At 40.9% G+C, this 13,098-nt stretch carries 7 protein-coding genes and 1 pseudogene; 2 read left to right on the top strand and 6 right to left on the bottom strand.

Going from position 1 to position 13,098, the window contains the following annotated elements; all coding sequences use genetic code 11:
- The first annotated feature begins 52 nt into the window (after window positions 1–52).
- Window positions 53–499, top strand: a complete 447-nt coding sequence (locus GD631_RS10530; protein ID WP_143258170.1) for a hypothetical protein — start codon at window positions 53–55, stop codon at window positions 497–499.
- A gap of 132 nt (window positions 500–631) precedes the next feature.
- Here the strand turns inward: GD631_RS10530 and GD631_RS10525 are convergent, their stop codons facing one another.
- The 5 genes from GD631_RS10525 to GD631_RS10505 all read right to left on the bottom strand — a co-directional run bounded on the left by GD631_RS10525 (window position 632) and on the right by GD631_RS10505 (window position 10,166).
- A complete protein-coding gene (locus GD631_RS10525; RefSeq protein ID WP_143258169.1) occupies window positions 632–2,644 on the bottom strand; it encodes a DUF5689 domain-containing protein in 2,013 nt (670 codons plus the stop codon).
- Entirely contained in the window at window positions 2,644–3,912 is a 1,269-nt protein-coding gene (locus tag GD631_RS10520; protein WP_143258168.1) for a ComEC/Rec2 family competence protein, read from the bottom strand. Before GD631_RS10520 ends, GD631_RS10525 begins: the two co-directional genes overlap by 1 nt.
- A gap of 22 nt (window positions 3,913–3,934) precedes the next feature.
- Window positions 3,935–5,686, bottom strand: coding sequence for a RagB/SusD family nutrient uptake outer membrane protein (locus GD631_RS10515; protein WP_143258167.1), 1,752 nt, complete (start codon window positions 5,684–5,686; stop codon window positions 3,935–3,937).
- A 31-nt stretch (window positions 5,687–5,717) separates the two neighbouring features.
- Window positions 5,718–8,894 carry a SusC/RagA family TonB-linked outer membrane protein gene (locus tag GD631_RS10510; protein ID WP_143258166.1) on the bottom strand — a complete coding sequence of 1,059 codons (3,177 nt, stop codon included), beginning with the start codon at window positions 8,892–8,894 and terminating at the stop codon, window positions 5,718–5,720.
- Window positions 8,895–9,143: 249 nt separating this feature from the next.
- Complete coding sequence (locus GD631_RS10505) at window positions 9,144–10,166, bottom strand: FecR family protein (protein WP_143258165.1); 1,023 nt, start codon at window positions 10,164–10,166, stop codon at window positions 9,144–9,146.
- Between the two features lie 133 nt (window positions 10,167–10,299).
- On the opposite strand from GD631_RS10505, the gene GD631_RS10500 reads away from it, so the two are divergent.
- Entirely contained in the window at window positions 10,300–10,875 is a 576-nt protein-coding gene (locus tag GD631_RS10500; RefSeq protein ID WP_143258164.1) for an RNA polymerase sigma-70 factor, read from the top strand.
- 273 nt (window positions 10,876–11,148) lie between these two features.
- Here the strand turns inward: GD631_RS10500 and GD631_RS10495 are convergent.
- Window positions 11,149–13,044, bottom strand: a pseudogene (locus GD631_RS10495) (sensor histidine kinase).
- Window positions 13,045–13,098: the final 54 nt, after the last annotated feature.

The following is a 13,098-nucleotide window of genomic DNA, read 5'->3' as shown; positions in this document are numbered from 1 at the left end:
GTATCAAATCTTATTTTTTTTATACCTTTGAACTTATAAAAAGAAGGAACCCATGAAACTGAGCCAACAATCACTATCCATTATCGAATCGGCTATCCAAAAGGCAGTCGCTAAATATGTATGTAGCTGTGAACAAACAGTCGTAACCGACATCCATCTCCAACCGGACCAGACATCGGGACAACTTAATATTTACAATGATGATGATGAAGAACTGGCAAACATCATGATCGAAGAATGGGCTACGTATGAAGGGGATGATTTCCTTGAAAACGTGGAGCCTTCTCTGCGCAACATTCTTTGCAGAATGAAGGATGCCGGAGACTTCGACAAGGTGATTATCTTGAAGCCTTACTCTTTCGTTCTGGTGGATGAAGAAAAAGAAACCGTGGCGGAATTGCTACTGGTGGACGATGATACGATCCTGGTGAACGATGAATTGCTGAAAGGATTGGATAAGGAATTGGACGAGTTCTTAAAAGAGTTGCTGGAAAAATAACATAGGCGTTTTGAGGGATAGAATTCGCTTAGGATTAATATAAATATCCGAAATCATTATATAAAGATAATCGGAAGCAAGCAGGATATTTCCTGTTGCTTCCGATTATTTTTATATATACTTCCCTATTGATTATTTATTATATTTGATCGAGATATTAGCAAGTCGAAGCGGCATGAAGCTCGATACGCCAGACGGAAGTCTGATTGGACGTAATCTGATACAGATATTATCGCGGTTCAATAAAGCATCCGGCAGTTTAAAATCATAGACCTTATAACCCGGAATATTTCTCTCTGTCTGCCCTCCTGCAGCAGTTCTATCAAACTGTCCCAGGATTGTGAATTCAGAATTATCTACTTTCATCCATTCGCCACTCATCGAATAAGCATATTCAACCACGGCCACAGGACCACCTCCCCAACTTGCATTCATTTCAACCTGAAGAGAAAGTGAGGTAGAAATCCCTACTGTCGATATTTTATCTACATGGAAATATGAACTTGTAGACCATGGCCTACTATTGAAGGCTCCTCCTCGCATACGCCCATAATATCCATCTGTGGTATTAAGATTCATATCTCCCCGAAAATCATCCTGGAAACCTAATATGTAATCTGCATAGGTTTGCTGGAAATGCTTATTTCCGTCTTTATTAAGAATAGCATTTGACTGCGATGCTTCTCCGCCTGTAGGATGATACTCCGTAAATGTAGAAGCACCTATTTCTTTCCAATCGGGCACATTACAATCCCATTCCACGAGCACCGAAGTGATCTCGTTCATATCACCGATATTGATGTCCTCTCTATGAAGCGGAAGAATACACAACCGGTTTTCGGAGATATCAAAATTGGTTAGTTTGACTTTCGCTACGATTCCGGTTATGGTTCCTGAACCTTTAGGAAGTGTCTCATGCGCATAAGGAGCATCCAGCGAAGTAAGCATATATGTATTAAAGCCGTTTTTATCTCTGATGCAGGTTGGATAATATCTGTAGTATGCCGGGAATTTCTCCACCCAATAATTTTTATTCGCCTTACGATCTGCAGCCCCCGGATCGGTGGTCTTGAAATTAGTGAATGCACCTACCGGAGAGGCAATCTCGACATCTTTTAAGGTCACAAGGCTGAATACCATATTATCCGTAAGTCCTGCGATCGTTTTTTCAGGAATCATGAAGGTGGAAAGTTCCGAGCTGATTACATGGGCGGCAGTGATACCGCTAATCAGTCTGTAGGTAAAGCTGCCCTCTGATTCTTCTTTTATCGTTCCATCTTTCAGACACAATGAGACTTTGGCAAACTGCGCAAATGTAATCAGAGACTCCGATTCAAATACCATTGTCTCCCCGGTCTCATTCTGAATGACATAACGATTGTTCGGGAAGTTTTTCGATGTACCATTGGCAACGATCGTTCCTTCAATATATACATTGTTAGTAATTCCACCGACAGGATAACCATAAACGGTTGGATAACTGACAAGTTCCGCATTCGCATATTCAGAATATGCTTGCGACAGGTTGATTGTAGCTGTGACCTTACGCTGGTACTGATCGCCATAACTTAACACTATACTTCCTGTACGGGGTGATTGAGAATTTGTTTCCGTATTGAAATAAAGTTTTCCGTCACTTATCCGATACTCTTTCACCCAATCCACTGTCGGTGTAATTACAATATCCGTTTCAGGCACATTGGTCGAAATGTCCATATCATATTCGCCTCCTTTGGTAAAGAGTTCCATATTATCACTGACAGGAACTATAAATGGATAACGGGATAGTTGTTTTATCTTGATTACATCCGCAGTCTTCCCATCTTTTGTAAACACACGTATATCGCAGAAACGCTCGGAATCACTGATATTCTCATCATAAATCACTGTGAAATAAGTTCTTGACGACTGGGCTCCACGTATATCTGTAGAAAGCCAGGTTGCTTCTGCAAAGTCTATGCGCCACTCGGTATTGGATTTCACTTCAACCTGAACCGGAGCACCTTCAGCCTGAAGAATAATCTCATTATTTGTTATTTCCAATATGCCGGCTTCATTTTCGTCAGAGCATGACGGAAACATGATAATTGCCATCACAGCCCCAAAAGCTGTCCAGGCTATTGAATCTTTAATTTTCATATTCATCAATTATTAGATTTAATTTCACCTGTTTTATATAGTATCTCATAAGCTTCATTTCGATCATTCAGTACAAAAATCTGAAATTTCTCTCCTCCCGGATAAACACGTGTAACAACATGTCCGGCAGGTTTTATCTTCAAACCATCCTCTCCCAACCGGCTTCTGTTGCTGTCTACCAAACCGGCAGCAAAAACAGACCGCTCACCAGCATAAAGACTTTGAGACAGCATCCGGCTTAGTGTGGCCGGTTGAGGATGATAGTAATCCCATACGGGAATCACATAGGCTTGCGCTTTTACTTGAGAAATGTAGGTATCACACATAGCGTCAGAATATGCATGATGATTGGCTACTACCACATCTGTTTCGCCCAGTAATGTAGCTACAGGCGTTTCTATGTCAAACCATTCCGGTGCTTTTTCCACTCCAAGGATATCTCCGCCCGAGAAGTAATCGAAATTACCGTATGTGATACGTATTCCACAACTGCAACGGTTCTCGTTCAACTGTTCGCTCGAAGAAGCGGTAGATGGCACAAGCTCTTTGGAAGCCGTTCCGCTGCCTGTCCAAATTTTACCGTTACCCACTATATTACGTACTTCGAATGTAGGATAAGAACCCGGAGCTTTTAATAGTTTGATTTGTGTGTTACTTCCTGTCACAAACCCTTCATTCTTCTTACCTGCCCGGTCACGAGCGGCAACATATAATTTATAGTTTGAGATATGGGCACCCGTGACTTTAGCCGCTGTCGGATAATCATAGGTAGGGTAACCACGATCTATCAATGTGGAAATATCCAGAAGATTACCCACATGAGTTATTCCGGTAAGTTTGTAGTCCAACCCTACTTTTTCAATTGCCAGTTTTCCATTCTGTCCGATATGGTCTGTATCGAAGTGAGTGAGCAAGGCATAATCAATAGCACCGTTATTTTTCAACGGCAATGAGAAATGTTTTATATATTGGGCAATCCATTCAGCAGGTCGTTTAGAGTCATTAGGAACTGCTTTCATGATCTCTTGAGTACCGGTGTGTACTCCCAAATCTCCTGCATCCAGCAACATGGTAGTCCCGTCCGGGAAAATAAGATAGGCGGCATTACCTCTTCCCGTGCTAATCTGATGAATGTCCAAATAACCTGCTTGCCACTCCGGAAGGTATTCATACACTTTATCTACAGCATCATCCGGAAAAGGCTTTTCCTGTTGGCAACTAGCGAATGTAGGCAGCATCATAACGGCTCCTAGAAATAATATCTTACTATTCATTGTTTTATTCTTTAATGTTCTATTAATCAATTTGTTTAACACTGTATATACCGGCTTCCTCTTTCGTCATTTCATTACCGCCTCCATATCCCGGATTCTGTCTCAAGACGTTACTGACAGAAATTGACTTTTCCGGAATAGGAAAGAGTTCATAATGATCGTCATTAGTAGCTTTGTGATCCCACCAAGTGCCTGTTGTATACAAGCCCCAACGACGGAGATCGGTACGCCGACGTTGCTCACCAAGAAATTCGACCATCCACTCATCGAGAATCCGATACTTGTCGATATTCGTTTCAGTCACCGGATCAGGGTCTACTTCATTCTCAAAGTTGCGTTTGCGCACTTCGTTGAAAAGACCGGCTGCTTCTTTCTTATATCCGCTTCTGTATTTACATTCGGCAAGCATATAATAGATTTCCGCAAAACGAAGGACCGGATAGTCTGGGTTAAAAGCAAGTGTCTTGTCTGTATTATCCGGAATCGGCAGTTTGCACAAACGTATTCCCGAATTCTCTTCTCCGGTACTGATATTGGAAGGAAGCTCATTTACTGAAGAATATTCTCCGTCTTTCACTTTCTTAAATTGTGCTACCTGGTCAACAAATTCAAGAACCTCACCCGGGTATTCATACAGTCCTGTACATTTCACCTCTGTTCCGCTTCTTGATATACGTTGTAATTTTCCATAAAGGAACATTCCTTCGTATTTGCCATTTCCTTTATATACATACAATTTCTTACGAAGGTCTTTCGCATGAAACTTGGCAAAAGGACGTCCGAGTTTGTCTGTATAGGGATCACCATTGGGTTTCAGAGATGGTTGGAGATGCATACCGTTTGTAGAGGAATAACCGCTAAGATCGAAATAGTTCTTCGCATTATAATGATTATAACGTTCGAACTGCCACTGAAACAAAGTTCCTTTCGCATATTGCGACTGAACGGACCACATCACTTCTTTCGATTTGTTATTTTCGAAGGTGAAAGGACCGAACCAATCTTCTTCCAACTCGTAATAACCGTATTTGCCATCTAGTAAATCCTGACAAATCTGCGCACATTCAGCAAAGCGGCTCTCCCCTGTATAGACCTCTGCATTAAAGTATAATTGAGCAAGAAGAGCCGCTGCAGTTCCCTGGCGTAAGTAACCTTCTTCCAACATATCTGCTGTTTTTTTCTCTAGTTTAGGAATGGCAGCAAGCAGGAGCTCTTCCACATAATTAAAAGTTTCCCGTGCTGTGGTACGTGGAGATTCCTCTGTGGTAGAGCGTCGGTAAATAGGCATACCACCATAGAAATCAAGTCCTCTCAAATAGAAATAGGCCACTAATGTCTGGAGCTGCATCTGATGGTCTGCCTTCAGTTCTTCCGTCATACCTAATGAAACATAGTCTACACCAGCTAAGTCTTCTTTACAGGCTAAAGCCATTGCTATCCCCATACCTACTCCACGCCATGTTTCTTCGTTGTTGGGGTGAAGTGGCGTCCAGTCATGGTGTTGCAGCTGGGCATATCGGACATCATTGTAATGTATTCCTTTTTGTGTGACACACATCTCGTCTGTTGTACATTCCTGAAGAATGGCACGGTCGAATCCGTGAAACCAACGCCAGTGCGTAAAAGAGCGTACCAGGAAAGAGTAGACAGTTTCCTTAGACGTAAAATAAGTGTCCGGGGTTACTTCGGAATACCACTTCTCATCCAGATTAGTACAACCGGAGGCCACCAGAAGGGTGAGGAAAGAGATTATAATTAAAATATTTCGTCTCATATCATTATATTAGTTTATAGGTATTTTACTATTAAAATTGGATTTTCATACCAAAGGTATATCTACGAGTTTCAGGGTAAATATTATTAAACCATTCATAACCGGGATCCAAACCGTTCACATTCACTTCCGGATTCAATCCTGAATATTTTGTGAAACAAGCAACGTTGCGGACAGTCAGGTAAAGATCAATCTTATCTATATACTTCTGCCATTTCTTCATGTTAAGAGAATACCCCAGACTAATGGCATCAATCTTCAAGAATGTACCATCCTCAAGCCAGTAATCGCAAAGTTGCTTTACTTCTTTGATGTGCCGGTTATCAATGTATGCGTTGCGAAGAACGTTCTGCCCTTCCACTTCAGAAAGTCCATAGTACATATTTATGGTATTGAACACGTCGAAATCGATCCAACTGCGCAGATTGATGCCTAAAGAGAGATTCTTGTAAGTGAAGGTATGATCCCATGATACCATCAATGCAGGAATGGCATTGCCGATATATCGTTTGTCGTCATACGTTTTTTTATCGCTAAGGATTATATTGTCATTCTTATCATACAGAAGCCACCTTCCATTGTCCGTAATACCGGCATATTTCCAGATGTAATAGCTTCCGATCTTTGTTCCTGCCTCAATTCTACCGGCTGATCCGTTTGTGCCCGGTGACGGAAATCCTACACGATCCTGATAGGTATTGTTGCCCCACAAAGAAGTTATTTTGGAGGAAGAGTGTGATAAGCGCATGGTAGTTGTCCAGTTAAAGTTTCTGGTCTTGACAGGCACTCCTCCTATCTCGAACTCCCATCCGGTATTCTCAAGATTACCGTAATTCATGGTGGTTGTTCCATAAACGGCAGGAGGATTGGGAACGTTGATATTATATAACATTCCGGAAACTCTTCTCTTATAGATATCAAACTTACCAAAAAGGCGATTATTCAGAAATGCATAATCCAAGCCGAGGTTAAGCTCTGCTTTCTTTTCCCAGTGCAAGTCATAATTGACGTTACGGGCCGGTCCATAGGAGGTGATCCATGTACCGTTATACGGCCACATTGAATTGGAAGAATACATGGCAGTGGATGCTCCCGCTGAGAAATTGTTATTTCCCGTTACACCGTAACCGACGCGTACTTTAAGGTCATCGAGAAAACTGACGTCACGCAGAAACGCCTCATTGGATATACGCCATCCGCCTGATACTGCCCAAAATGTTCCCCAACGATGATTCTTTCCGAATTTTGAAGACCCCTCGTGACGAACACTTCCTGTAAGCATATAGCGGTCTTTATAGCTATAATTCGCCCGGCCAAAGAATGAGACAAGACGTTCACGGGGATATTTGTGGGAAGACATAGCCGCCTTTCCGTCGGAAAGCCAACTACCTGTTCCCATATCCCAAGCTCCTACTCCATCCACAGGAAAATCGTAGTTAGTCATATTAAAGTTTTCAGAGTTATTTTCCCAATAACTATATCCGGCTACTGCACTAACCGTATGGTCGTCCGCAAAAACACGCGTGAAATTGATGGTAGGTTCAAAAGATACATTGACTGTTTTACTATATGCATGAAATCCTCTTCCTTTATAACTTCCATTCAAAGAGGTTCTGTGTAACGCGGACGTATAATGTGTCTGCTGATACTGGCGATCTTCCCAGCCAAAAGTGGCTTGTGCCGAGAATCCGGCAGGCAAATTGAGCTTTACCGTTGCATCCGCCTTCAGCCATTTATCAACATTATCTGCCTGCTTCAACATAACTTCTGCTAAAGGATTGTAATATTCACTACCACCCACCAATACATTATATCCTGTTTCACTAGTGCTGTCATATACATGTTCCGTCGGGTTCATCTTCAATGCCATGTCGAAATAGGAACTACTGCTCCGCTGATCCCGATGTGCTTCCCGGTATTCTGTGTGCAAGCCTATTTCCAGCAAATCATCGAGGAGATTAAAGTTTGCATTGATACGCCCCGAATAGTCTTTACGGTTATCGCCAATTGCGATACCTTTTTGATCCTGTGCCATAATAGTAGCATATATTTTAGCTGTATGGCCGCCGCCCGAGAGGTTGACAACATGGCGTTGGGAGAGTGCTCCTTCATTCAAAAGTTCACCATACCAGTCGGTAGATGCACCTAAATCTGTTCCTACTCCGAACCTTACGAAAGCATCACGATCAAGGACCTGCGGTCTCCTGGAAACTTGCTCGGTAGAGAGTTCGCCCGTATATGATAAGGTAATGGGACCTTCTTTTGCTTTCTTGGTAGTCACTAAGATGACACCACCGGCTGCTCTTGTTCCATAGATGGCACCTGCAGAGGCATCTTTCAAGACATCAATAGACTGAATATCTTCCTGACTGATAGAACGCAAATCACCTCCGGGAATTCCGTCTATCACAATCAAAGGAGAAGAGGAAGCATTGATGGACGCTACTCCACGCAGCTGGAAACTGGCAGAAGCATTCGGACTGGAAGTCTCGGAAACATTCATACCGGAGATTTTACCCTTTAAAGCTGTCGCAATAGTGGAGCCTCCCATTCCAGTCACTAAATCTTTTGATGATATGGAAGTAATGGAACTGGTCACTGCACGTTTTTCCATCGTTCCATAACCGATAACGACTACCTCATCCAGTAACTGATGATCTTCTTTCAATACCACTGACAAGTTTGTACGGTTTCCCACCTTTACTTCAAGAGACTGAAAGCCAATGTATGAAATCACCAATATGGCATCGGATGCAACCGCCAACTTAAATTTTCCATCCAGATCGGAGACTGTACCTTTCCCGACCACTCCTTTCTCCTGAATACTGGCACCTATTACCGGCTCTCCCTGTATATCCGATATGACACCAGATACAATCATTCTCTTGTCTTGCTGCGATGACTGTACCTCAGCAGACAGTATAATCTTCTTGTCCAGCACTGAATATCTTACATTAGTGCCAGCAAAAACTTCCTTTAATACACTAAATATATTACTTCTATCAACTAATATAGATACGCGACGATTCAAATCCACATGTTTGTTATTGAAAAAGAAATCAAAATCGGACTGTTCTTCAATCTCTTTTAAAATATCCTCCACCCGCTGATTGTGTACATCAATACTGATTAAAGTTTTTTGTGCATAACTATCGGACGCATAGCCCAACCCGATAGAGCATACCAAGAATAAAATCAAAAGTCTCATAGATAATGGGATTTTGTTAGAAACTCGCCAAAGCGACTTTACCACCCATAAAAATTGGATGCTAAAATAATTTTGCATAAATTTGTGATGACTTAAAGTTAATAAAAAGTTTATCTAAGCTTGTCGCCAAACAAGCATCAAAAAGATTTACCGATTTCCATACGGGAAGATACGCCAATATCATCCCGTATGTTTTTTTAATTAAGGGGCTCTGTCTTTCATTGCATTTTTTGTTTTAAGGTTAATAAATCAATATATTTCTATTTTACTCTTTTCATCTTTTATATTGGGGGAATCAAGATATCTCCAACGTATTTGAGAAGAAAGTTGGAAATACTCTAGAATACGTTCCAAACGTTGATTGGTAAATGTTCCCGTAAATGAGTCTTCTTTCAAACGATCGTTTTTAATAATGAATTCTACATTATACCGTTTTTCCAACATTCGCAAACCTTCTTCCAAAGGAGTATTTCTGAATATAATCTTACCTTCTTTCCAGGCAATCTCCGACTCTCCGGAAGTGGCATAAAGCTGAACCTTATTATCTTTTGAATCATAGACCAATTTCTGTCCCGGATCCATCAGCACTTTTTTCGAGACATCATTTGATTTATAAATAAAACCGATCTTTCCTTCTACCAATGTCGCTGAAATCCGATCTTCTTTCTCGTAAGCCTCTACATTAAAATGAGTTCCCAGTACTTCTATTTGTGATTGATGGGAAGTGGAGATTATAAATTTCTTTTTCGGATTCTTAGCTACTTCAAAATAAGCTTCTCCCTGTAAAGTCACATTTCTTGTATCACTATCGAAACGTGAAGGATAACTTAGTGTTGACTCCGAATTCAGGTAAACAAATGTCCCGTCGGGCAGGATCAATGAGGTCATCATCCCAGGATTTGTTTTCACTTCCATGATTTGTGCCACTTCCTGTTCGTTTCCTCCCCAATACTGGAACATCAATGTAACGAGAAGTGGAATGAACAAAATTGCTGCCGCACGTTGTGTCCATTGCCACCACATCGTTCCCTTGCGTCTGTTACCCGACATTCTACTTTTCACCTTCAACAATGCTTTCTCCGTATCGACTTTCTTCATGATATGGACTGTATCCGTGGCAAGATAAAGAGCATGTATCTGTTTTGCCATCCGTCGGTTTTCGCCCGATTCGCCCATCCACATCTCAACTTTCAGACGTTCTTCCTCCGTTGCCAATCCTTCACAATAACGAGGAAGCAGTTCTTCTATCGTATTTCTATCTGTTTTATCCATATCTGTTTTTATTGCCTTTTACTATAAGACAAGGGAGACTTGAGAGATTCCTAAACCAAATTTCATTTTTTTATTGAAAATCTTTGTTTTCATCTAAAAAAGCTATATTTGCAACAAATTACCAAACTAATACATGAAAGAAATCCACCTGTCAGAAAACAATTACTTACTATCTGCTATACAACGGGGAGACCAGAAAGCATTCGATGCACTATTCCGGAAATACTATCCGACACTGTGTGCTTACGGCCATCGTTTTGTAGACTTGGAAGATGCGGAGGAAATTGTGCAAGACTCTCTTTTATGGATTTGGGAGAACAGAGAGAATCTGATTATTGAGATCTCGCTTAGTTCGTATCTCTACAAAATGATATATCGCAAGGCTCTGAACAAGCTTGCACATATTGATGCCGCCCAACGTGCAGACACACGATTCTATGAAGAAATGAAGGAAATGCTGCAAGATACGGATATCTATCAAATAGAGGAATTGACACAACAAATCAAGGATGCTATTGCCAACTTGCCGGAAAGTTACCGAGAAGCTTTTGTGATGCATCGCTTTCAGGATATGAGTTATAAGGAAATTGCAGAAATTCTTGAAATATCACCTAAAACAGTCGATTATCGTATACAGCAGGCACTGAAACAATTACGTTTAGATTTAAAGGACTATCTACCGCTACTGCTTCCTATCTTATTCCCGTAAGACTAAACAAGTCATATAAGTAACCACCAATATTGTTTTATTTGGTCATTACCTGTCAGCTAAAGTATTAATAGATAACTTACGTTGTATTAAAGATAAACTTACGTTCCTCTAAGGCTAAAGTTCTATTTGACCTGAAACAAACTATAAATGCAACTTGCGTTTATAAAAACAAAGCTTGCGTTTATAGATTTCTTTTGGGCAAAAACAATTTTGGTAATAAGGAAAAGGAAGTTTGCAAGAAGGAGACAGTAACTTATCTATTAATGAATCTCATCTCTTTCTATAAGGAAGCGTAAACCAGAAAGTAGATCCTTTACCTTCTTCTGAATCTACTCCTATTTTCCCCCCGAGACGCTCAACAATCGTACGACAGATGGAAAGTCCTAAACCGGTACCTTGAATGAACGGGTTATATTTTACGAATCGTTCGAAAACATGTTCACACTGTTCGTTCGACATACCACAGCCGGTATCCGATACATAAAAATAAATAGTATCGGTGTCTGTCATACGATACCCCATACAGATAGTACCTGTTTGAGTAAATTTGATAGCGTTATTGACAAAGTTGGCAAGCAATTGTATCAGGCGGTTCTTGTCAATATAAAAAAGACAACCCGGCAAGCGTTCGGTAAATGCAAGGGTAACATCACTGTTTTTCAAACGTAACCGCATACTTTGTTCAATTTCCTCCATTGTCTAATTAACATCGATCGAGGAAGGATAGAAATCAAATGTCCCGGCTTCAATCTTTGATAAGTCCAAGATATCATTTATCAATTGGAGTAGCAAATCGGTATTTGTTTCGATGATATCTGCGTACTCGCGCATTTCGGCACGATCTTCTGTACTGGGAAGCATATTTGAAAATCCCACGATTGCGTTCAAAGGAGTACGTATTTCATGACTCATGTTCGCCAAAAAAGCAGATTTCAATTGATTGGCCTGTTCTGCTTTTTCCATTGCTTCACTCAAACGGCTATACGCTTTCCGAAGAATACGAATATAATAGACAATAGCAGCTATCAAAAATAATAGAAAGACTGAACTAGAAATAATCTTAACACAATGTTGTTGAAAAAAAGTTTGAGGTTTATCAACATATACAGCATCTTCGGGATAACGACTTGACGGAATATTATAAGACTTTAATACAGGATAACAAAGATAGGCATTTCCTTCCCCTCCCACTCCACCCGGGATATTGCGGGCTTGTTCTCCATTCAATATGCGATTCAGGATTTCCAGCAAAGAATCGCAAAAAGACTCTGTCGATACATAATACCCTCCCGCGAAAGTATTGTTCGATAAATTTTCGGGAGATAGCAAAAACAGAGGTGAGGGAGTAAAATTGGTTATAATTTCCTGTATGTGGTCGAAAAGATAGTTGTTGTCATTTTCATTATGAGACTCAAACCAGGAGTAGTAAATAATTCCTGTATTGGGTGTATAACTATGCAGGGTATCCAGCAACATTTCTGTCGATAATTGAGTGGTAGAAAGTAGCTCCAGACGTAAATCCGGGAAGTTTTTTTCGACGGCTTCCTTCACATCCCCACGGGTTTCTTCACTAATATATCGGTCGTCCGAAAGAAATGCCAGACGTTTCATGTCTGGTATTAGTTTATAAATCAGTTCCACTGTTTCCTTCACATAATAATGCTGCTTTAAAAGTGTCAGATTATAGCCTCTTCTCCATTCTTCACCGGGGACACTGTTGGTTTCCGTCAGCGGAGCATGAGACAGTAAAACATCGAGAGAAGCAGGCAGGCGGTCGCAGGCATTTGCCACTATTACCGGAACGTCTTTCCATACGTCATCAAACAGTTCACGGCAGACAATCCATCCCGGATCTCCAATCAAGACGATGGCAGCGGGAGCTACCGGGTATTTCTCGCGCAAATGGGTGACTACGGCATCTGCTTCCATCTTATTAGCCAAAGCAGGTACGGAAAGAGATTCCGCTTTGGCAGATATACCCTGCTTCTGAAGGACATCGTGTATGCACCAATAGAAGTTTTTAGCCCAAGGCAAGTTAAAATTAATGGAGTTTAAAACCAGTACTTCTTTATTTTTTGTATCAGTTCGAGCTGACACAGATAATAAGAATCCTTCTATAAAAAGGAATATGCTTAAGAATGAGGTGATTCGGAGTACTTGTTTCATTTGTGATGTTCGATAATAGCTACGGCAAAGGTAGTATTTATTTCCATTTCGCAA

Origin of the sequence: Bacteroides luhongzhouii (genome assembly GCF_009193295.2) — a bacterium.
Taxonomy (GTDB): Bacteria; Bacteroidota; Bacteroidia; order Bacteroidales; family Bacteroidaceae; genus Bacteroides; species Bacteroides luhongzhouii.
The sequence above is the reverse complement of the archived record's forward strand: the minus strand, read 5'-3'. Positions and strand labels throughout refer to the sequence as shown.